This window comes from Streptomyces sp. NBC_01283, from assembly GCF_041435335.1.
In the GTDB taxonomy this organism is placed as follows: Bacteria; Actinomycetota; Actinomycetes; order Streptomycetales; family Streptomycetaceae; genus Streptomyces.
In genome coordinates this window covers 3433211-3454530 of record NZ_CP108430.1, presented here as the reverse complement: position 1 = coordinate 3454530, position 21320 = coordinate 3433211, and the positions used below count along the sequence as shown (strand labels likewise).

16 protein-coding genes are annotated in these 21320 nt (G+C 71.1%); 12 read left to right on the top strand and 4 right to left on the bottom strand.

Annotated features, from left to right (window positions below):
• Positions 1 to 68: 68 nt before the first annotated feature.
• Positions 69 to 284 (bottom strand): hypothetical protein, encoded by a 216-nt coding sequence (locus OG302_RS15575; RefSeq protein WP_371527344.1) that lies wholly within the window; start codon positions 282 to 284, stop codon positions 69 to 71.
• Positions 285 to 452: 168 nt separating this feature from the next.
• Here OG302_RS15575 and OG302_RS15570 point away from each other — a divergent pair, with 168 nt between their 5' ends.
• The 12 genes from OG302_RS15570 (at position 453) to moeZ (ending at position 14872) form a co-directional block, all read left to right on the top strand.
• Positions 453 to 1442 (top strand): alpha/beta hydrolase, encoded by a 990-nt coding sequence (locus OG302_RS15570; RefSeq protein ID WP_371527343.1) that lies wholly within the window; start codon positions 453 to 455, stop codon positions 1440 to 1442.
• Positions 1443 to 1450: 8 nt separating this feature from the next.
• On the top strand, positions 1451 to 2902 hold the full coding sequence (locus OG302_RS15565) for a DUF3152 domain-containing protein (protein WP_371527342.1): 1452 nt from the start codon (positions 1451 to 1453) through the stop codon (positions 2900 to 2902).
• Positions 2903 to 2980: 78 nt separating this feature from the next.
• Entirely contained in the window at positions 2981 to 3073 is a 93-nt protein-coding gene (locus tag OG302_RS15560; RefSeq protein WP_344520500.1) for an Ms4533A family Cys-rich leader peptide, read from the top strand.
• Positions 3074 to 3203: 130 nt separating this feature from the next.
• Positions 3204 to 4931: an ABC transporter substrate-binding protein gene (locus tag OG302_RS15555; protein WP_371527341.1), complete on the top strand. Its 1728-nt coding sequence runs from the start codon at positions 3204 to 3206 to the stop codon at positions 4929 to 4931.
• A 20-nt stretch (positions 4932 to 4951) separates the two neighbouring features.
• Positions 4952 to 5944, top strand: coding sequence for an ABC transporter permease (locus OG302_RS15550; RefSeq protein ID WP_371527340.1), 993 nt, complete (start codon positions 4952 to 4954; stop codon positions 5942 to 5944).
• Complete coding sequence (locus OG302_RS15545; protein ID WP_371527339.1) at positions 5941 to 6939, top strand: ABC transporter permease; 999 nt, start codon at positions 5941 to 5943, stop codon at positions 6937 to 6939. Before OG302_RS15550 ends, OG302_RS15545 begins: the two co-directional genes overlap by 4 nt.
• 26 nt (positions 6940 to 6965) lie before the next feature.
• The gene (locus tag OG302_RS15540; RefSeq protein WP_371527338.1) at positions 6966 to 8621 is read left to right on the top strand and encodes a dipeptide ABC transporter ATP-binding protein; all 1656 of its coding nucleotides are present in this window, start codon (positions 6966 to 6968) and stop codon (positions 8619 to 8621) included.
• A gap of 201 nt (positions 8622 to 8822) precedes the next feature.
• A complete protein-coding gene (locus OG302_RS15535) occupies positions 8823 to 10547 on the top strand; it encodes a DUF3492 domain-containing protein (protein WP_371527337.1) in 1725 nt (574 codons plus the stop codon).
• A complete protein-coding gene (locus OG302_RS15530) occupies positions 10544 to 11785 on the top strand; it encodes a hypothetical protein (protein WP_371527336.1) in 1242 nt (413 codons plus the stop codon). Before OG302_RS15535 ends, OG302_RS15530 begins: the two co-directional genes overlap by 4 nt.
• A 154-nt stretch (positions 11786 to 11939) precedes the next feature.
• Positions 11940 to 12893 carry an NAD-dependent epimerase/dehydratase family protein gene (locus OG302_RS15525; protein ID WP_361833324.1) on the top strand — a complete coding sequence of 318 codons (954 nt, stop codon included), beginning with the start codon at positions 11940 to 11942 and terminating at the stop codon, positions 12891 to 12893.
• The gene (locus tag OG302_RS15520; RefSeq protein WP_371527335.1) at positions 12881 to 13630 is read left to right on the top strand and encodes a spherulation-specific family 4 protein; all 750 of its coding nucleotides are present in this window, start codon (positions 12881 to 12883) and stop codon (positions 13628 to 13630) included. Before OG302_RS15525 ends, OG302_RS15520 begins: the two co-directional genes overlap by 13 nt.
• Before the next feature lie 63 nt (positions 13631 to 13693).
• Positions 13694 to 14872, top strand: coding sequence for an adenylyltransferase/sulfurtransferase MoeZ (gene moeZ / locus OG302_RS15515; protein WP_361833328.1), 1179 nt, complete (start codon positions 13694 to 13696; stop codon positions 14870 to 14872).
• Between the two features lie 147 nt (positions 14873 to 15019).
• Here moeZ and OG302_RS15510 read toward each other — a convergent pair whose 3' ends face one another.
• From OG302_RS15510 to OG302_RS15500, 3 genes are all read right to left on the bottom strand, one after another.
• Positions 15020 to 16579, bottom strand: coding sequence for an alpha/beta hydrolase (locus tag OG302_RS15510; protein ID WP_371527334.1), 1560 nt, complete (start codon positions 16577 to 16579; stop codon positions 15020 to 15022).
• A 124-nt stretch (positions 16580 to 16703) separates the two neighbouring features.
• Positions 16704 to 18242, bottom strand: coding sequence for an alpha/beta hydrolase (locus OG302_RS15505; RefSeq protein WP_371527333.1), 1539 nt, complete (start codon positions 18240 to 18242; stop codon positions 16704 to 16706).
• A gap of 108 nt (positions 18243 to 18350) precedes the next feature.
• Complete coding sequence (locus tag OG302_RS15500; protein WP_371527332.1) at positions 18351 to 21191, bottom strand: lysylphosphatidylglycerol synthase domain-containing protein; 2841 nt, start codon at positions 21189 to 21191, stop codon at positions 18351 to 18353.
• Positions 21192 to 21320 lie beyond the last annotated feature (129 nt).

Sequence of the window (21320 nt, the reverse complement as noted above, 5' to 3'; positions counted from 1 at the left end):
TACGAGCGGAGAATTTCACGGACTGGATGACCGTGAAAGCCGTGCGTAGCAGGGCAAACACGGGCAGCTCAGCGATAGTCGTCTTCGTCGAGACTGACGACGCGGGCCTGTTCGGCCAGGTCCGCCTCGCTCGCCGCGTCCGTGTTCAGGTCCTGCAAGGAGTCGTCCTCGCGAGGCGTGAGTTCGGTCTGCTGCTCCGCGGCATCGGCCTCGGGCGCTTCGGTGCTGGTGTCGGCGGTTTCCTCGGCCTCGAAGGTCTCGGGGTCGGACGGGTCGACGGTCATCGTGGCTCTCTTCCTTGGAGGACTAGTGGTGCGAGTGCCCTGTTCGCCCTCACTTATGAGCCTAGGAGCTTGCCGATCCGGGCGCTACGCGATCTCCGGGTGACATCGGCCGGATCTGTGACGGCGAACACATGAACCACCGCGTGATCGTCTCGTAACATTGCCCGCATGTCTTCGACCGAGCTGCCGAACGTGATCGCTGCCTCCGTAGCGCCCAAGCCGGGTGCCGTCGGGGTCGCGGCGGGCGAGCGGCTCGACTCGGTCACCCTTCCCGGGCTCACGCTTTCGGTGCGTTCCAGGCCGTCGGTGCGTGAGGGGCTGCCGCCCGCTCTGTACGTGCACGGGCTCGGCGGATCCTCGCAGAACTGGTCGGGCCTGATGCCGCTGCTCGAGGACGTCGTGGACTGCGCGGCCGTGGATCTGCCGGGCTTCGGCGACTCGCCGCCGCCGGACGACGGTGATTATTCGGTCACCGGGCATGCGCGCGCCGTCATCCGTTATCTGGACACGCGCGAACACGGGCCCGTGCATCTGGTCGCGAACTCGCTCGGCGGTGCGGTGACCACCCGCGTCGCCGCCGTCCGCCCCGACCTGGTCCGCAGCCTCACGCTGATCTCGCCCGCCCTCCCGGAGCTCCGGGTGCAGCGCACGGCGCTGCCGACCGGGCTCCTCGCGGTGCCCGGCGTCGCGAGCCTGTTCACCAGGCTCACCAAGGACTGGACCGCGGAGCAGCGGGTCAGTGGCGTCATGGCACTCTGTTACGGGGACCCGGGCAGGGTCTCGCCGGAGGGCTACAGCGCCGCGGTGCGGGAGATGGAGCGCAGGCTCGCCCTTCCGTACATGTGGGACGCGATGGCACGCTCGGCGCGCGGCATCGTGAACGCGTACACGCTGGGCGGGCAGCACGGGCTGTGGCGTCAGGCGGAGCGGGTGCTCGCGCCGACCCTGCTCATCTATGGAGGAAAGGACCTGCTCGTCTCGTACCGAATGGCTCAGAAGGCCGCCGCCGCGTTCCGTGACTCACGCCTGCTCACCCTGCCGGACGCAGGGCATGTGGCGATGATGGAGTATCCGGATACGGTGGCCACGGCATTCCGCGAACTGCTCGCGGACACGGGCGAGTTGAGTGCATCCGGTCATTCGGGCGCGGGGAGCTGAGGCGGCGAGTGGGACGTCATAGCCGCCGAGGTTCGGCCGACCTCGCAGACAACACGGGCAGCGCGGGCAACACAGACACCGGCGACGTACCGGCACCGCAGGGCACACGTCCGCCGGCTCCCGGCACGGGACGCCGCAGACGCGCTCCCGGGGACCCCGGCACGCCCGCGCACGGCTTCCCGCAGGCGACCCCGCCGCGCGGCATGCCCCAGGCCACCCCGCCGCACGGCTCGCCGCATGTCCGTGGTGGCCACCCCGAGCAGCGTGAGCCGGGCGGGGCGTGGGGAGCCGGGCCGCGGCTGGGTGCCGCCTACGGGGCGCCGGGAGCGCGGACCGCGCCGCCCCGCTTGCCGGGGCCGCGCCGCGAGTACGTGGACGCGTTCGGCGACGAGTTCGCGGAGGAGGACCTCTTCGGGGGCGGCGCGACCGGTGCCACGCCCACGGTGACCGGTCCGGCGCCCATGGCGGCCGGGGGCCCGCCCCTGCGGACACCCCCGCCCCGTGACCCGTACGCCTCCGTCACCGACTGGGACCGCTCGGTCGACGAGGAAGAGGAAGCACAGGGAGAGCTCTGGGCCGACGCGGCCGACGGAGCGGATGGAGCCGATGGCGGCCCCGGAGCCCCCGCGGACGGCGACGCCAAGGAAGGCAAGGGCGGCGGCAAGGGCCGCACCTTCACCGGGATCGCCGCCGCCGCTGTCACCACCGTCCTCGCGGTCGTGGTGGCCGGCCAGGTGACCGGCGGGCCGAAGGACTCCGCCGCTCCCAGGACACAGGCCGCGGAGGGCCAGGACGGCCGCGCCGCGGGCGAGGACGCGTCCCGCTCGGACGACCGGCCCACGCCCCCCGAGTCCGCCCCGGCGACGTACGAGACGAAGATGGCGAAGAAGTATCCGCTCGACGCCAAGCTCACGGCGTCCGGCGACTTCGACGCGATGGCCGGGTTCGAAAAGGCGCCGGGCAAGGGGCAGTTGTTCCGCTACCGCGTCGACGTCGAGAAGGGCATGGGCCTGGACGGCGAACTGTTCGCGTCGGCCGTGCAGAAGACCCTGAACGACGACCGGAGCTGGGCGCACAAGGGCGGCCGGACCTTCGAGCGGATCTCTTCGGGGAAGCCCGATTTCGTGATCACGCTCGCGAGCCCGGGGACGACCGCGAAGTGGTGCGCGAAGTCCGGGCTCGACACCATGGCGCAGAACGTCTCCTGTGACTCCGCCGCCACGGACCGCGTGATGATCAACGCCTATCGCTGGGCGCAGGGCGCCAAGACCTACGGCGACCGCATCCACCCGTACCGGCAGATGCTGATCAATCACGAGGTCGGGCACCGGCTCGGCTTCAACCACACGGACTGCACGAAGGACGGCGAGCTCGCGCCCGTCATGCAGCAGCAGACGAAGTTCCTCGACCACGACGGAATCAAGTGCAAGGCCAACCCCTGGGCTTTTCCCAAGAGTTGAGACGGATCTGCTCGGCATGTGGTTTTTTATGGGTCGGCAGCTTTGACATCTGCCGAAAGTTCGTTCATATTTCTCCGCATGTCGCCTCGTCACGCCTCCTCGCGCGCCGCCCTTGAGCTGGCGCTCTTTGGCGTGACCGCGCTCTGCGTGTCCGACATTCACTGTTGCTGACGCCCGCCCCTGGCGCGTGCGTCGCTTTCGCATGACCTTTCTGTGGTCCTGACCTCTTTCGGCGACCCCGGGGCGAGCTCTGCTCATTTCCTGCTGTCCCCTGCTTGATTCCCCGAGAGGTCCCTTTCCCATGCGCCAACCGTCCGTCATAGCCCGCCGCGTGGCAGCGGCATCCGTCAGCCTCGTCCTGGCAGCGGGCGCCGCCGCCTGCGCGGGCCCCGAGGACAACGACGCCGGGGGCGGCGGCGCCGACGGCAAGCCCGCCAAGGGCGGCACGCTCACCGTCCTCAACAGCGACCCGCAGGTCGACTTCGACCCGGCGCGGCTCTACACCTCCGGCGGCGGGAACGTCCCCTCGCTCGTCTTCCGCACCCTGACCACCCGCAACCGCGAGGACGGCGCCAAGGGCTCGGAGGTCGTGCCGGACCTCGCCACGGACCTCGGCAAGTCGAGCAAGAACGCCACGGTGTGGACGTACACCCTGAAGAAGGGGCTCAAGTACGAGGACGGTTCGCCGATCACCTCCGCCGACATCAAGTACGGCATCGAGCGCTCCTTCGCCGGCGAACTCTCCGGTGGCGCGCCCTATTTGAGGGACTGGCTGATCGGCGGCGACAAGTACGCCGGGCCCTACAAGGACAAGAGCGGCAAGGGGCTGAAGTCGATCGAGACGCCCGACGAGCGGACCATCGTCTTCCGGCTGAACAAGCCCGAGGGTGAATTCCCCTATCTGGCGACGCAGACGCAGTTCACGCCTGTCCCCAAGAGCAAGGACAAGGGCACGAAGTACGAGGAGCACCCGGTCTCCTCGGGCCCGTACAAGGTCGTGAAGAACGAGAACGACGGCGAGCGCCTGACCCTGGAGCGCAACCCGCACTGGTCGGCGAAGACCGACCCGGAGCGCAAGGCCTACCCGGACAAGATCGACGTGCGGTCCGGCCTCAACTCCTCCGTCATCAACCAGCGGCTCTCGGCCGGTCAGGGCGCGGACGCCGCCGCCGTGACCACCGACACCAACCTCGGCCCCGCCGAACTCGCCAAGGTCACCGGCGACAAGGCACTGGCCTCGCGCGTCGGCACCGGGCACTTCGGATACACGAATTACCTCGCCTTCAACCCGAAGGTGAAGCCCTTCGACGACCCGAAGGTGCGCCAGGCCATCTCGTACGCCGTCGACCGCTCCTCCGTGGTCAACGCGGCAGGCGGCTCGTCGCTCGCCGAGCCCGCCACGACGTACCTGCCGAACCAGAAGTCCTTCGGATACACGAAGTACGACCACTTCCCGGCAGGCAAGTCCGGCAACGCGAAGAAGGCCAGGGAGCTCCTGAAGGAGGCCGGTCACAAGGACGGGCTCACCATCACGCTGACCCACTCCAACGCCAAGGACTTCGAGACGAGCCCGGAGATCGCCACCGCGATCCAGGACGCCCTGAAGAAGGCCGGGATCAAGGTCAAGCTGGAGGGCCTGGAGGACAACGACTACAAGGACAAGGTGCACAGCGCCAAGTCCGAGCCGGGTCTCTTCCTCGCCCACTGGGGTGCCGACTGGCCCTCCGGCGGCCCCTTCCTCGCCCCGATCTTCGACGGACGGCAGATCGTGAAGGACGGCGCCAACTTCAACACCGGCTTCCTGGACGACAAGGCCGTCAACGACGAGATCGACGAGATCAACAAGCTCACCGACCTCGACGCGGCGGCCAAGCGCTGGGGCGCCCTCGACAAGAAGATCGGCGAGCAGGCCCTGACCGTGCCGCTCTTCCACCCGGTCTACAAGCGGCTGTACGGCAAGGACGTCAAGAACATCGTGATCAGCGACTGGACGGGCGTCCTCGACGTCTCGCAGGTCGCGGTCAAGTAGGGGCTACCGGTCACATCATCATGAGCGAGGCCCTGTTGGCCTCGGGAGCGGGGACGGGCGTCACGGCGCCCGCCCCGGCTTCCGGTGCCCGTCAGTTCTGGCGGCGGCTGCGCACGCAGCGCGCCGCCCTCGTCGCGGCGGCCGTCGTCGCGCTTCTCGTCCTGGTCGCGCTCGCCGCGCCGCTGCTCACCGCCATCGAGGGCCAGGACCCCAGCACGTACCACCCCGACCTCATCGACTCCGGCCGTGGCGGCGTGCCCATCGGCTCGTTCGGCGGGATCAGCGCCGAGCACTGGCTCGGCGTCGAACCGCAGACCGGGCGGGATTTGTTCGCCCGGCTCGTGTACGGCGCGCGGGTCTCCCTCGGTGTCGCGCTCGCCGCGACGGTCGTCCAGGTGGTGCTCGGCGTCGGCGTCGGCATCGCGGCCGGGCTCGGCAACCGCCTGGTGGACCAGGTGCTCAGCCGCGCCACCGACGTCATCGTCGCCATGCCGCTGATGGTCCTCTCGCTCGCCCTGATGGCGATCGTGCCCAGCGGCTTCCCGCGCCCCGTCCTGGTCGCCCTGGTCATCGGGCTCATCGCCTGGGGCAGCACGGCCAAGATCGTGCGCGCGCAGACCATCACCCTCAAGGAGCTCGATTACGTGGCCGCCGCCCGGCTGAGCGGCTGGAGCACCTGGCGCATCGCGCGCCGCGAACTCCTGCCGGGACTCGCCGCCCCCGTCATCACCTACGCGGCGCTGCTCGTCCCCGTGAACATCACGGTGGAGGCCGCGCTCTCCTTCCTCGGCGTCGGCGTCAAACCGCCGACCGCGTCCTGGGGCCAGATGCTCACCTCGGCCGACATCTGGTACCAGGCCGCGCCGCAGTACCTACTGCTGCCCGCCGGGGCTCTGTTCGTGACCGTCCTCGCGCTGACCGTCCTCGGTGACGGCGTGCGGACCGCGCTCGATCCACGGGCCGCGTCGCGGCTGAGCATCGGGACGGGGCGCAAGCGGGAGGGCAAGGCATGACCGGTTTCCCGGGATTCTTCCTGAGGCGCTCCGTGGGCACCCTCGTCACGCTGCTCGCCATCTCCGTGATCATCTACGCGGTCTTCTACGTGGCTCCCGGCGACGTCGCCCAGATCACCTGCGGGCCGCGCTGCTCACCGGCTCAAGTGGCTCAGGTGAGCGAGCAGTTGCGGCTCGACGACCCGGTGTACGTCCGCTACTGGGACTTCCTGCAGGGCATCTTCGTCGGCCAGGACTACTCGACGGGCACCGGCGTCGAGCACTGCGACGCCCCCTGCCTCGGGCTCTCCTACCAGAGCGACCAGCAGGTCACCCAGCTGATCCTGACGAAGCTGCCGGTCACCGGGTCGCTCGCGCTCGGCGCCATGGTGATGTGGCTGATCCTCGGGGTCGGCACCGGGGTGCTCTCCGCCTGGCGGCGCGGACGCGTCACCGAGCGGGTCCTGACCGCCGTCACGCTCGCGGGCACGGCCACGCCCGTCTTCGTCATCGGCCTGCTGCTGATGATCGTGGTCTGCGGCCAGCTCGAATGGCTGCCCTTCCCGCAGTACGTGCCGTTCACCGACGACCCGCAGCAGTGGGCGTGGAACCTGCTGCTGCCCTGGCTGTCGCTCGCGCTGATCGAGGCCGCCAAGTACGCGCGCCTCACCCGCTCCTCGATGCTGGAGACCCTCGCCGACGACCACGTACGCACGTTTCGCGCGTACGGCGTCGGGGAGCGCTCGATCATCGGCAAGCACGCCCTGCGGGGCGCGGTCGCGCCGGTCATCGCGCTCAGCGCCAACGACTTCGGGTCGATGTTCGGCGGCGCGGTGCTCAGCGAGACGCTCTTCGGGCTGCCCGGCATGGGGCGCGAACTCGTGCACGCGGTCAAGGTCGTCGACCTGCCGGTCGTGGTCGGCATGGTCCTGGTGACCGGCTTCTTCGTGGTGCTCGCCAATGCCGTCGCGGACGTGCTGTACGCGGTGGCCGACCGAAGGGTGGTCCTGTCATGAGCGGTCCGGTAGGGAGCAGTCCTGCCATGAGTCGTACTGCCGCGAGTCTCGTCCAAGTGACCGACCTGGTGGTCGACTTCGGGGACACGCGCGCCGTCGACCGGCTTTCCTTCACGCTGGAGAAGGGCGCCGCGCTCGGCATCGTCGGCGAGTCGGGGTCCGGCAAGAGCACGGTGGCGTCCGCGCTGCTCGGACTCCACCGGGGCACCGGCGCGGGCGTCGGCGGTGAGGTCCTCGTCGGCGGCATCGACGTACAGAAGGCGTCCGGTGACGAGTTGCGGCGGCTGCGGGGCGGGAAGGCGGCGATGGTCTTCCAGGACCCGCTGTCGTCCCTCGACCCGTACTACGCGGTGGGCGATCAGATCGCCGAGGTGTACCGCGTGCACACCGGCGCCTCGCGCAGGGCGGCACGCGCGCGTGCCGCCGACGTACTCGACCGGGTGGGCATCCCGGACGCCGCACGCAGGGCGCGGTCACGGCCGCACGAGTTCAGCGGCGGCATGCGGCAGCGCGCGCTCATCGCCATGGCCCTCGCCTGCGAACCCGAGCTCCTGATCGCCGACGAGCCGACGACCGCCCTGGACGTCACCGTGCAGGCCCAGATCCTCGACCTGCTGCACGTGCTGCGTGCCGAGACGGGGATGGGGCTGCTCCTGGTCACCCATGACGTGGGTGTCGCGGCGGAGAGCGTCGACGACGTCCTGGTCATGCGGTACGGGCGGGCCGTCGAACGAGGGCCGGTGCGGGAGGTGCTCGGGGCGCCCGCGGACACGTACACGCGGGAGCTGCTCGGGGCGGTGCCCCGGGTGGACTCGCCGCGGGAGGTGTCGGCGCCGCCCGCAGAGGGGGACGTCGTCCTCGAAGCGGTGGACCTGCGCAAGGAGTTCGGCCGCGGCAAGCGCGCCTTCGCCGCGGTGGACGGCGTCTCGCTCACGGTCCGCCGGGGCGAGACGCTCGGGGTCGTGGGGGAGAGCGGCAGCGGCAAGACGACCCTCGGCCGGATGCTCGTGGGGCTGCTCGACCCTTCGGCGGGGGAGATCCGGCACGGGGGCGAGAGGACGTCGGGCGGCGGTGTACGGGCCGGCGTGCAGATGGTGTTCCAGGACCCCGTCTCCTCGCTCAACCCGCGCCGCAGCATCGGGGAGTCCATCGCCGATCCGCTGCGCGCGCGGGGCATGGGGGTCCCCCCGCTCGAGCGAAGCCGGGAATGGGGGAGGGACGATTCCGTCGTGCGCGCACGCGTGCGGGACCTCATGGAGCGCGTCGGGCTCGATCCGGCGTACTACGGGCGCTATCCGCACGAGTTCAGCGGCGGCCAGCGGCAGCGCGTCGGGATCGCGCGTGCTCTCGCCGCCGAGCCCCGGGTCATCGTGTGCGACGAGCCGGTCTCGGCGCTCGACGTGACGACGCAGGCGCAGGTGACCGCGCTGCTGGCCGAACTCCAGCGGGAGCACGGGCTCGCCCTCGTCTTCATCGCCCACGACCTCGCGGTGGTACGCCAGGTCAGCGACCGGATCGCGGTGATGCGGCAGGGGCGGATCGTCGAGCACGGAACCGTCGACGAGGTGTACGGGGCGCCGCAACAGGCGTACACCCGGCAGCTGTTGGCGGCCGTGCCCGCGCTCGACCCGGAGGCCGCGGCGCGACGCCGTACGGCCCGCAGGGAGCTGGCCGCAGCTTAACGTTCCGTAGCGGAAGAGCGCTCTCTCGCCGCCATAGCGCGACAGAACGCTACCGGCGCGGGAAAGTTACTGCCGTTCACCCCTTTTGGTGGCGTGATGGACAACCGTCCATCACGCCACCGGCATGTCCGCATACGTTCGTCCCGCTGCGAGCCGCCGGTCCAACGGCGGCTCTCCACATGGGAGATCGGGGGTGTGCGCGTGCGCATCGGACTGCTTACGGAGGGTGGCTATCCGTATGTGAGCGGTGACGCCAGGCTCTGGTGCGACCGGCTCGTACGCGGGCTCGGGCAGCACGAATTCGACATCTACGCCCTCAGCCGCAGCGCACGGCAGGAGGCGCAGGGCTGGATCGAGCTGCCGCCCCAGGTGAACCGCGTGCGGACGGCGCCCCTGTGGACGGTCGACGACGACGGCGTGGCCTTCGGGGCCGGGTACGGACGGCGGGCGCGGCGGCGCTTCGCGGAGTGCTTCGGCGAACTGGCCGCGGTGGTGTGCGACTCCGGAGCGGCGGGCGCCGCGAGGGACTCCGGCGACTCCGACGCGTTGGCGGACCGTTTCGGCAGTGCGCTTTACGGCCTCGCCGAACTCGCCAGGGACCAGGGCGGCCTCGTCGCCGCACTGCGCTCCGAAGCGGCCGTGCGCGCTCTGGAGGGCGCGTGCCGCGCGCCGGGCGCACTCCGCGCCGCGCGCACCGCACGGGTGTCCGACCTGCTCGTCGTGGCGGGACTCCTGGAGCGCGCCCTGCGACCGCTCTCCCTCGACTGGTACGGCGACGACGCCCTCGGCGCGGTCGACCTGTGCCACGCCACGTCCGGCGGCCCGGCGGCGGTCCCCGGCCTCCTCGCCCAGCACTTCTCCGGAGTGCCGCTCCTGGTCACCGAGTACGGCGTGCAGCTGCGGGCGCACTACCTCGCGACCGGCGACGAGGCACTGAGCGCCCCGGCGCGCGCGCTGCTCACCTCCTTCCACGGCAGGCTCGCCGCCGAGGTGTACGGCAAGGCCACGATCATCACCCCCGGCAACACGCACGCCCGCCGCTGGCAGGAGCGGTGCGGCGCCGAGCGGGCGAAGCTGCGCACGGTCTACCCCGGCATGGAGGCGTCCCGCTTCGCGGAGGTCGGCGAGCGGGAGGACCCGGGCGACCCCGACACCCTCCTCTGGGTCGGGCGCATCGAACCGGCCAAGGACCTGATCTCCCTGCTCCACGCCTTCGCGGAGGTCCGCAAGGAGGAGCCGAAGGCGCGGCTGCGCATCGTCGGGGCGCCCGCGGAAGGCCCGGAGGCGGCGGCGTACCTCGCGCACTGCAGAGCGCTCGCCGCGCAGCTCTTCCCCGACGAGGCGGAGGGCGCGCACGCCGTCGGCGACAACCCCGTGTCCTTCGAGGAGATCGGCGCACCCGACGTGCCCGAACTCGCGGACGCGTACGCCGCGGGCAGCGTCGTCGTCCTGTCGAGCGTCGTCGAGGGCTTCCCGATCAGCCTGGTCGAGGCGATGTTCTGCGGACGCGCGACGGTCTCCACGGATGTGGGAGCGGTCGTCGAGGTCATCGGCGGCACCGGCCTCGTGGTGCCGCCCCGCAATCCGAGGGCGCTCGCCGAGGCGTGCGTGGCGCTGCTGCGCGACGCCGGGCGACGCGACCGGCTCGGCGCCGCGGCGCGTGCGCGAGCGCTCGAACTGTTCACCGTGGAGCAGAACACCGAAGCCTTCCGCGGCATCTACCTGGAGATCGTCTCGCACTGCCCCGTGCGCAGGGAAGCGCTCGACGACGCGGGCGAGCCCGTGCCGTTCGGCAATCCGGCGGAGGCCTGCATGCCGGGCCGGTGGGCGGTCGCCGCGGGCGGCGCGGACGCGGGCTCGGGCGGCGCGCCCAGCTGGGCGCAAGAGGCGGACGGACCGGAGCGGTTGAAGGGGGCGGGGGTATGAGCAAGGAGCGGCAGGTGGACGCCCCACGGGCGCCGGGGAGCCCCGGCGGCTGGGACGAGCGGTCCGAGGAACTGGTGGCCGACGCGGCACTGGTGCGCGAACCCACGGCCTGGCGGAGTGCGGGTACAGGTGCGGCTGCGGGCAGTGGAAGCGGGGCCGTCCCCGCCAAGTCCGCGCGGCGCGGTGCCGTCGACCCCGTGAAGGCACTGATGCACCGGCACCGCGAGCTGTGCGAGCGCGCCGTCGACCCGCTGGAGATCGCCGCGGGCCTTGAGGCGCACGGAGTGACCGACCGGACCGCCGCGCGGTTCCGGCACCGGGACGTGTTCGCGCTCGCCGAGGAGATGTACGCGCGCGTGCCCCGCGACGGGGAAGAGCGCGGAGCCCCCGCTGCCACTTCGTCGCGCGGAGCCCCCGAAGTGCCCGCCGGGTGGGCGCTGTTCGCCCTCCTCCCGGGCGTGGCCTGCGCACTCGCCGCCGTGGGGATCGAGCTGAGCGAGGGACACGCGCGGTACGCGGTGGGGCTCGGCGGAGCCCTCGCCGTGGCCGTCGCGCTCCGGCTCGCCCTTCGGCGCGGACCGCTGCGCTGCGCGCACCGTGTCGTGCCGGCCACGCGCGCGTGGGTGTGCTTCCTCGTCGCGTACGCCCTCTTCGGCGACGGCCTGATGCGGGCCGCCGTCTCGGGCGGGCCCGACGGCCCCTGGGCGCCGTCGACCGCCGCGGCGCTGGGGCTCTCGCTCGCCGTCGCGCCCGCCGTGTGGTGCGTGCGGCTGTTCGCCGTGGGAGCACGGCGAAGGCTCGCGTTCAGCCGGGGGCTCGCCGAATTCACCTCCGCCGTCCGGCCCTTGCTGCTGGGCAGCGTCGCGCTGTACCTGTGCGCCGTCGGGGTCCTCCTCGTGGGGGCCGGGGCCGCCTATGGCGTACCGGCATCCGCCGGGGCAGGGGCGCTGGGCGCGCTGCTGCTCCTCGCCCGCCTGCTCTCCTCGTACGGCTTCATGCGGGCGCCCCTGCTGATGCTGGGCGCCGCGGGCGCGGTGGAGGCGGCCTCGCTCGCCTCCGTGTTCGCGGGGCGCCTGCCCGGGTGTGCATGGCTCGCGGCGCCCGTCGAGGGGGTGGTCCGGGCCTGGGGGCCCGGTGCCGTGCCCTTCGTCGCGTGCGGCGCGACCGCGGGCGTGCTCCTGCTCCACTCGCTGCGGGTGCTCAGCCGGGCCTCCGCGCATGGCGACGGGGCGCCCTGAGGATGCGCGCCGGTCCCTCCCGGCCCCATGCGAAAACTCTCTCTCCCGCGGGGCCGACACCGCGGGCCTTACCCCGTGAATCACGGCAACCCCCTGAAGGAGAACGCCAGATGAGCACCCCCAGCATCCGAGAGTCCGACCCGGGAGCCGCCCGATGAGGGTGCTGCTGATCGGAGCCAACGGATACCTCGGCCGGTTCGTCGCCGACCGGCTGCTCGCCGACCCGGCGGTGCAGCTCACCGCGCTCGGCCGCGGCGACGACTCGGACGTACGGTTCGACCTCGCGAGCGGCAGCCCCGGCGCGCTCACCCGCTTCCTGGACGCCGTGCACCCGGGCGTCGTCATCAACTGCGCGGGCGCCACCCGCGGCGGTGCCCGCGAGCTGACCCGGCACAACACCGTCGCCGTCGCCACGATCTGCGAGGCCCTGCGCCGCAGCGGATGCGGGGCGCGGCTCGTGCAGCTCGGCTGCGCCGCCGAGTACGGGCCGAGCCAGCCCGGGTCCTCGACCGCCGAGGACGCCGTGCCCAGGCCCGGCGGACCGTACGGCGTCAGCAAGCTCGCGGCCACCGAACTGGTCCTCGGCTCGGGCCTCGATGCCGTCGTCCTGCGGGTGTTCTCGCCCGCGGGGCCCGGCACCCCGGCCGGCTCGCCGCTCGGGCGGCTGGCCGAGGCCATGCGGCGCGCCATGCAGGCCGGGGACGGCGAGCTTAAGCTCGGGGGGCTCGGCGTCCAGCGGGACTTCATCGACGTACGCGACGTGGCGCGCGCCGTGCACGCCGCCTCGCTCTCCGCCGCGCAGGGGGTCGTGAACATCGGCGCGGGCCGTGCCGTGCGGCTGCGGGACGCGGCGGCCGTCCTGGCGCGCGTCGCCGGGTACGGCGGAGCCCTGCACGAGCTCGACCAAGGCGCCCTGCGGCAATCCATCGGGCACCCCCGCACCGAATCCGACCACGGGAGCCCGGCCGCCTATCCCTATCCCGACGGGTGCGGCAGCTGGCAGCAGGCCGATGTGCGCACCGCGCGCGACCGGCTCGGCTGGCGCCCCCGGATCAACCTCGAAGAATCACTCGCCGACATCTGGATGGAGGCGGCATGCCGCATCTGACCAGCACAGCCACGGGCACCGCACACACCGACGTACGACTCGGCTTCGGCATCCCCGGCTTCGCGCACCCTCTCGTCGCGCCCGCCGAATGGTCCGAACTCACCCGACCCAGTACCCCTTTGCACTGGGTCGTCCTGAATGTGAGCAGGGGACCGGGGGACCGGCCCGACCCGCACTGCCTGGAGGCGGCAGGACGGCTGCGGAACGCGGGCGTGCGTGTTCTCGGTCACCTCGACGTGACGTACGGCGCCCGCAGCTTCGGGGAGCTCATCTCCGACGCCCACCGCTACCTCGACTGGTACCAGGTCGACGGCTTCTCGCTGGACCGGTGCCCTTCGGAGCGCGCGGCGCTCCCGGAGGTGCGCAGGACGGTCACGACGCTGCGCGCGCTCTGCGACGACGCGCACATCGTCCTGGGGCACGGCACCCATCCGTACCCCGGATACGCCGAATCCGCCGACCAGTTGGTGACCTTCTCCGGCCCCTGGAGCGACTACCGCTGGTCACAGGTGGCCGAGTGGACCGCCGACTATCCGCCCGAGCGCTTCTGCCACTTCGTGCACGGCATGCCGCGCGGCCATCTCGACGAGGCGCTGCGCATCGCACGCTGGCAGGGCGCGTCTACGATCTACTTCACCGACCGCATCGACGGCCGGGGGGCGGACGACCCGTGGGAGTCCATGCCCGGGTACTGGGACGAAATCGTCTCGCGCATCGGAACAGGTGTCTCGGAATGAAGAAGGGCGTGGCAGTGTTACAGGCAGAACACCGTTCCGAAAATACCGACCAACGGAGTCCCCGTGTCGCTGCCACCCCTGGTCGAGCCAGCATCTGAGCTCACCGTCGACGAGGTTCGCAGGTACTCCCGCCACCTGATCATCCCCGACGTCGGGATGGACGGGCAGAAGCGGCTGAAGAACGCCAAGGTGCTGTGTGTCGGCGCCGGCGGCCTCGGGTCACCGGCGCTGATGTACCTCGCCGCGGCCGGTGTCGGCACGCTCGGCATCGTGGAGTTCGACGAGGTCGACGAGTCGAACCTGCAGCGCCAGATCATCCACAGTCAGGCCGACATCGGCCGCTCCAAGGCGGCGTCGGCGAAGGACTCGGTCCTCGGCATCAACCCGTACGTGAATGTGATCCTCCACGAAGAGCGGCTCGAGGCCGAGAACGTGATGGACATCTTCAGCCAGTACGACCTGATCGTCGACGGCACGGACAACTTCGCCACGCGCTACCTGGTCAACGACGCCTGCGTGCTGCTCAACAAGCCGTACGTGTGGGGTTCGATCTACCGTTTCGACGGCCAGGCCTCCGTCTTCTGGAGCGAGCACGGCCCGTGCTACCGCTGCCTCTACCCGGAGCCCCCGCCCCCCGGCATGGTCCCGTCCTGCGCCGAGGGCGGCGTGCTCGGCGTGCTCTGCGCGTCGATCGGCTCCATCCAGGTCACCGAGGCGATCAAGGTCCTGGCTGGCGTGGGAGACCCGCTGGTCGGCCGCCTGATGATCTACGACGCCCTGGAGATGCAGTACCGCCAGGTCAAGGTCCGCAAGGACCCGGACTGCGCGGTCTGCGGCCCGAACGCCACCGTCACCGAGCTCATCGACTACGAGGCCTTCTGCGGCGTCGTGTCGGACGAGGCCCAGGAGGCGGCGCTCGGCTCGACGATCACTCCCAAGCAGCTCAAGGAGTGGATCGACGGGGACGAGAAGATCGAGATCATCGACGTACGCGAGCAGAACGAGTACGAGATCGTCTCGATCCCCGGCGCCAAGCTGATCCCGAAGAACGAGTTCCTCATGGGCACCGCCCTGGAGAACCTTCCGCAGGACAAGAAGATCGTCTTGCACTGCAAGACGGGTGTCCGGTCCGCGGAGGTCCTCGCCGTACTGAAGTCCGCGGGCTTCAGCGACGCGGTGCACGTGGGTGGCGGCGTGATCGGCTGGGTCAACCAGATCGAGCCCGAGAAGCCGATCTACTAGGCGTAGCGCCTGAACGGAGATGGGCCCGCACCTCTTGGTGCGGGCCCATCTTGCTTGCGGTCGTTCCGGGCCGGCCGCACCGCATCGCCTTGACGGCTCGTCCTTGAACGCCGGACGGGCTGAAATGCCACCTGTCGGGCGAACCCCTCAGGTCTCGCAGACCTTGCCGTCCTTCGGGGTCTTTCCGTTCAGCAAGTAGTCGTTGACCGTGTCGTCCACGCAGTTGCTGCCGCTGCCGTACGCACCGTGGCCCTCGCCCTTCCAGGTCAGCTCGACGCCGACACCCTTGCCCAGCTCGTCCGCCATCTTGCGGGCGCCTTCGTAGGGCGTCGCCGGGTCTCCGGTGTTGCCGACGACCAGGACCGGCGGTGCGCCCGGAGCGCTCACGTCGGGGGAGTCGTGCAGCCCGGCCACCGGCCATTTGTGGCACCAGCCCGCCGTGTCCCAGCCCATGAAATCGCCGAAGACGGGTGATATCGCACGGAAGTCGGCCAGCTGTGCCTTCGCCTCCGCGGGCGTCGTCCGCGCCTTGCCGTCACGGCAGCCGATCGCGCGCTGCGAGTGGCTCTGCGTGCTGTAACGCCCGGACGCGTCCCGTTCGTTGTAGAGGTCGGCCAGCTGCAGCAGCGCCGCGCCGTCGCCCTTCTCGGCCTGTTCCAGGCCGCGGGTCAGGGAGGGCCAGCTGTCCCTGCTGTACAGGGTGACCGTGATGCCGGTGAGCGCCAGGGACTGAGTGAGCTTCCGGTCGCCCGTTCCGGGCAGGGGCTTGGCGTCGAGGCGCTTCAGGAGGCGCACTATCTTCTGCGAGCCCGCCTTGGGGTCCTGGCCCGAGGACTTCAGGTAGTTCTCCAGGGCGCGCTGGAAGCCGCGTGCCTGGTTCTTGGCGTGACCCACCGAGTCCGCGCTCGGGTCGACCACCGCGTCCAGGGTGAGGCGTCCCACCTTCTCGGGGAACAAGTGGGCGTACGTGCCGCCGAGTTCGGTGCCGTACGAGATACCCATGTAGTGCAGCTTGTCGTCGCCGAGCACTTGGCGCATCACGTCCATGTCCTGGGCGGCCTCGACCGTCGAGACATGGCCCAGAAGCTTGCCCGATTCCCGGGCGCAGCCCGCGCCGAAGTCGGCCGCGTCCTTGAAGTACGCCGCTTCCTCGGCCGGGGTGTCCGGGGTGAGGTCGACGGACTCCGCGGCCTGCGTCTCCTTGTCGCTGCGGCAGTGCACGCCCTCGCTGCCGGCCACCCCGCGCGGGTCGAAGCTCACCAGGTCGTACCGCTCGCGCGGCTTGTCGTACATGTCCGAGAACGACGGCAGCATGGAGACGCCGGAGCCGCCGGGTCCGCCGAAGTTGAACAGGAGCGAGCCGATGCGCTTGCCCTCGCCGGTGGACCGGGCGCGGATCAGCGCGAGGCCGATGGTCTCGCCGTCCGGCTTCGCGTAGTCCAAGGGGACCTTGAGCGTCGAGCACTGCCACTCGGAGCCGGGCGCGGGGTCGCTGCCGGTCGCCTTGCAGGCGCCCCAGTGGAGCTTCTGCGAGGTGAGCGAGGCGGGCAGAGTGGAGGAGGGGTCGGGCTTCGGTGACTGCTCGGGGCCGGTCGGCGCGGGCTTCGCGTCGTCCTCGCCCCCGTCGGAACCACCGCAGCCGACGGCGAGCCCCGCCACCAGAACTCCTGCGGCGGCCAGAGCTGCTGACCGTACGAAACGCGGCATGGAGCGCTTCCCCCCTCGGAAGACAGTCAAGCCATAGTAGGCGGGACCTCGGACAACGGCCTTGGCGGGCCGCCGAAGCCGAAGAGGCCGAGCGGGCCCGGCCGCCCGCCGGGCCGCTCTCGCCTCAGGAGCAGACCGTGCCCTCCTTCGGCACCGTGCCGTCCAGCAGATAGCCGTTCACCGCGTTGCGCACGCACTTGTTCTTGCTGTCGTACGCCCCGTGTCCCTGGCCCTTGTACGTCAGCTCGACGCCGACGCCCTTGCCGAGCGAGTCCGCCATCTTCTTCGCGCCCTCGTACGGCGTGGCCGGGTCGCCCGTGTTGCCGATGACGACGACGGGCGGCGCTCCCGGTGCGCTGACGTCCGGGTGGTCGGCGGCGCCGTCCACGGCCCAGTCGGTGCAGCCGACCATGCCCCACGCCAGATAGTCGCCGAACAGCGGCGACGCCGCACGGAACCCGGGGAGCTTCCTCTCGACGTAGTCCGGTGTGTAGCGCGCCTTGTCGTCCGCGCAGTTGATGGAGATGTTGGCCGCCTGGATGTTGCTGTACGAGCCGTCCTGGTTGCGGCCGTTCATCGAGTCGGAGAGCGCCATCAGGATCTTGCCTTCGCCGTCGTACGCCTCGTCGAGGCCCTCGGTGAGATACGGCCAGAAGTCCTTGGAGTACAGCGCCTGCGCGATGCCGTTCGTGGCGGCGGTCTGGGTCAGTTCGCGGGCGGCGATACCGGGCAGCGGCTTGGCATCCAGATCCTTGAGAAGCTTCGCGATCTTGTCCTTGACGTCCTGCTCGGTGTCGCCGACGGGGCAGTCCTCGGCCTTGGACGTGCAGTCCTTGGCGTAGTTGTCGAGCGCGAGCTGGAAGCCCTCGGCCTGGCCGAGTGAGCCCTGCTCCGCCGTCTCGGTGGGGTCGACGACCGCGTCGAAGACCGCACGGCCCACCTTCTTGGGGAACAAGTGGGCGTAGACGCCGCCGAGTTCGGTGCCGTACGAGATGCCGAAGTAGTGCAGCTTGTCGTCGCCGAGCACCTGGCGCATCAGGTCCATGTCGCGGGCCGCGTCGGTGGTGCGGACGTGGGGGAGCACCTTGCCGGAGTTCTTCTCGCAGGCTCCGTTGAAGCTCTGCACGTTCTCGACGAGCTTCTTCCGCTCGGCGTCGTCGTCGGGTGTGGCGTCCTGCTGGAAGTACGTGTCGAGCTGTTCGTCGTCCTCGCACCGCACACCCGCGCTGCGGCCGACGCCGCGCGGGTCGAAGCTCACCAGGTCGTAGCGGGTGCGCAGCTTGGCGTAGTCCTCGCCGAAGGCGGGCAGCGTGGTGATGCCCGAGCCGCCGGGGCCACCGAAGTTGAAGACGAGCGAGCCGATCCTCTTGTCCTTGTCGCCGCTCGTCCCGGCGCGGATCAGGGCGATGTCGAGGGTGTCCCCCTTGGGCTTGTCCCAGTCGACCGGGGCCTTCATGGTGGCGCACTGCCATGCGGCGCCGCCGGGCAGCGGGGACGGGGCATCGCCTCCTCCTTCGGAGGCGGCGGGTGCGGGGCAGTCCTTCCAGCTGAGCTCCTGGGCCGACAGGTCCTCGGAGTCCTTGGAGTCGTCACCGCCACAGGCCGCGAGGGTCGCAGACAGCAGGACGACGGTGGCGGCGGCACGCGCCTTGAGGTTGGGCATGCTTCCCATCCTGCGGGGGGCGCAGACGGGGCGCACGGCTGGCTCGCCCTTCCGTGGACCGGCGTCCTTCTACAGAAGAGGGCCCTTCCCTCAGAGAGGGTCCTTCCCTCAGAGAAGGCCCTTCCTTGTCAGGTGGTTGAAGAACAGCCACCCCGGGAGCACCGGCAGCCACAGCGTGAGGAGCCGGAACAGCAGGACCGCCGGGGCCGCCACGTCCTTGGGCACTCCCACCGCGATCAGACCGAAGGTGAGCGTCGCCTCGACCGCGCCGACACCGCCGGGCGTGGGCGCCGCCGAGCCGAGCGCGTTGCCGGCGAGGAAGACCACAGCGACGCTGGCCAGGGTCAGCGGCTTCATCTCCGTGGTGCTGAAGGCCCGTACCGAAGCGTCGAGACAGAGCACGAAGGTGAGCGTCAGGAGCAGCATGCCGCCGATGCCGGTGAGCAGCTTCTGGGGGCGCTGCAGCACGTCGAGCATGCGCGGCACGACGCCCGCGAACAGCGAGCGCACGCGCGTGACGACGAACTTCCGCAGGAACGGGACGGCGGTCACCACGAGCACGAGCACCGCGACCGACAGGAGACCGGCGATGACGGTCCGGGACGGCGACAGGGACGGTGTCTTCTCCGTGCCGGTCACATAACCGAAGATCATCAGCAGCATGATGTGCGAGCCGAGCCCGAACAGCTGCGAGGCGCCGACGCTCGCCACCGCGAGGCCGGAGCGCACCCCGGAGCGCTGCAGGAAGCGCGTGTTCAGCGCCACGCCGCCCACCGCGGCGGGCGCCACGATCTTCACGAACGAGCCCGCGACCTGCGCCTGCACGGCCCGCAGGAACGGCACCCGCTCCGGCACGAAGCCGAGCAGGCTCATCGCCGCCGCGAAGTAGCTCAGCGCCGAACAGGCCACCGCCACGGCGACCCAGCCCCACTCGGCCTCGCCGACGATCGTGTTGAAGTCGACGTGCGTGAGCTGCGAGAGCAGGAAGTACGCGCCGATGGCACCGGCGATGAAGCTGATGAGCGTGCGCGGCCTGATCCGCTCCAGCTGGGCCGGCTCGACGGGCGCCTGCGGCCGGATGAGCAGCACCTGGTGGCGGATCTGAGTGAGCAGATCCTCCTCGCGGGCCTGGTCGAGCGCGACGTCTATGGCCTGCTTCTCGGCCAGCCTCTCCGCGCGCACGGCCTTGCGGTCGGGCCCCTTGGCGCCCCCCTCGGCGGCCTCCACCGCTTCCGCGGCTGCCTCGGCGTCCGCCTCCGCCGCGCGGGCCAGCTTGTCCTTGCGGGACGCCTCAAGGACCGCCTCGCGCTCGCGCTGCGACCGCTCCCTGGCCAGCTTGCGCAGGGTCGCCCTGGTCGAGCGGGTCAGCGCGATGGGCTGGAGCAGCGGCAGACAGTCGGCGACCGAGTCGGGGCCGAGCACGTCGACCGCCGTGGCGACCGCGCGTTCGGCGCCCACGCGCAGCCCGAAGGCGGTCAGGAGCTGGGCGATGTCCATCCGCAGGACCAGGTCGCCCGCGGCGATCTCACCGCCCCGCAGGTCGGTCAGGATCACCGTGCCGGAACGATCCACCAGAACCGCGTCGCCCGCGAGCCTGCGGTGCGCGATCCGTCGCGACTGGAGCGCCTGCACCTGCCGCCAGGTGTCGCACAGCAGCTCATCGGTGATGACGTCGTCCGGCAGGGAGTCCAGGGTGCGGCCGCCGGTGTGCTCGTAGACGAGTATCACCGCGTCGGGGCCGAGCTCGGAGGTGGCGATCAGCTTGGGGGCGTTGGCCCCGGCCGCGATCGCCGCGTACGCCAGGAGCGCCTCCTGCTCCAGGGCCTGGCGCAGCGACTGCAGGCTGCGGCGCTGGGTGATGCCGCGCAGGGTGAGCCTGCGCCACACGCGGTAGAAGAAGCCCTGCGCCTGCTGTTCGCGGTCGATGACCGTGACGTCGAGGGGCGGGCCGTCCTCAAGGGTGACGAAGTAGCGGCGGCCCCGGTCGCCGTGCTCGCTGTCCGGGGAGTCCTCGCGTGCCGCGCTCACCGGGTGGAAGCCGACGTGCCGCAGACCGGCGAGCAGCGTCTGGCCGGTGGGCCGGACGTTCGGCGAGCCGACCGCGTACAACGTCCCGTAGGCGACGCTCCAGCCGAGGAGCACCGTCAGGATGATCGAGAACGGTGTCGTGTAGCCCGTCACCAGCATGGTGAAGGCGTCGAGCAGCAGCACCACCCACAGCACCACGCGCCAGCGCGGTCTGCGGGACATCCCCACGGCTGTCATATACGCGATGACGGGTGCGAGATAGCCGTGCACGGGGTCGGTGAGCGCGTGCAGATCGCCGGGGGACGGCCGGGTCAGCGCCTCCTGGATGGAGCCGGGCGCGGCCTTGGCGACCCAGAGGTCGGTGGCCAGCGTCACGCCGTGCGCGAGGACTGCCGCGAGGACGCCGTCGGCGATGCGCAGCCCGTCCCGTTTGACCAGGCGTTCGATCGCGAAGGCGACGGGCACGAGCAGGACGCCGATGCTCGCGGTGAGGCCCGCGAACTTGATCAGGAGGTCGGGCGCCTGGTCCGTTCCCTTGTCGATGTCCTGGGCGAGGCCCGACGTCGTGCCGTGGGCGAACGCGGCGATGGCGAGGACGATGACGATCCCGAGGACGCCGACCAGCAGCCGCATCAGGTCCGACGGACGGTGCACGCGCGCGGCGAGCAGCGGTTCGTCGCCTGCGACGCGGTCGCTGTGCGCCTCCTCGCCGTCGGCGCAGTCATCGGCGCCGTCATCGGGGAGGTCACCGGGCACGAAGGCGTCGTGGACGTCCTGCCCGGACAGGGGTACGAAGGCGTCCTCGTCCCTGCCGGCCTTCTCGGCGTTCTCGTGCTTCTTCTCGTGCTTCTTCAGGGAGTGCCCACCGGTGTCCGGGTGCGCCTCGGCCGCAGGGGTGCCCGCCGTCTCATCGGGGTGCACATCCTGCTGCTCCGTCGCCTCTTCTTGATCTCGTATCACCAGTCACCGCCCGCACGATGGTGGCATGTCCCGCCGACAGAGGGGGGCATCAGGGTGCAATGCGGGGGCGCAAAGTGTTCACCGAGCTCC

Bases quoted from the DNA above. Each gene is read 5' to 3' on its own strand.
- OG302_RS15560 (WP_344520500.1), top strand. From the start codon at position 2,981: ATGTCGCCTCGTCACGCCTCCTCGCGCGCCGCCCTTGAGCTGGCGCTC.
- OG302_RS15550 (WP_371527340.1), top strand. From the start codon at position 4,952: ATGAGCGAGGCCCTGTTGGCCTCGGGAGCGGGGACGGGCGTCACGGCG.
- OG302_RS15510 (WP_371527334.1), bottom strand. From the start codon at position 16,579: ATGCCGCGTTTCGTACGGTCAGCAGCTCTGGCCGCCGCAGGAGTTCTG.
- OG302_RS15520 (WP_371527335.1), top strand. From the start codon at position 12,881: ATGCCGCATCTGACCAGCACAGCCACGGGCACCGCACACACCGACGTA.
- OG302_RS15540 (WP_371527338.1), top strand. From the start codon at position 6,966: ATGAGTCGTACTGCCGCGAGTCTCGTCCAAGTGACCGACCTGGTGGTC.
- OG302_RS15555 (WP_371527341.1), top strand. From the start codon at position 3,204: ATGCGCCAACCGTCCGTCATAGCCCGCCGCGTGGCAGCGGCATCCGTC.
- OG302_RS15525 (WP_361833324.1), top strand. From the start codon at position 11,940: ATGAGGGTGCTGCTGATCGGAGCCAACGGATACCTCGGCCGGTTCGTC.
- OG302_RS15575 (WP_371527344.1), bottom strand. From the start codon at position 284: ATGACCGTCGACCCGTCCGACCCCGAGACCTTCGAGGCCGAGGAAACC.
- OG302_RS15570 (WP_371527343.1), top strand. From the start codon at position 453: ATGTCTTCGACCGAGCTGCCGAACGTGATCGCTGCCTCCGTAGCGCCC.
- OG302_RS15530 (WP_371527336.1), top strand. From the start codon at position 10,544: ATGAGCAAGGAGCGGCAGGTGGACGCCCCACGGGCGCCGGGGAGCCCC.
- OG302_RS15545 (WP_371527339.1), top strand. From the start codon at position 5,941: ATGACCGGTTTCCCGGGATTCTTCCTGAGGCGCTCCGTGGGCACCCTC.
- OG302_RS15505 (WP_371527333.1), bottom strand. From the start codon at position 18,242: ATGCCCAACCTCAAGGCGCGTGCCGCCGCCACCGTCGTCCTGCTGTCT.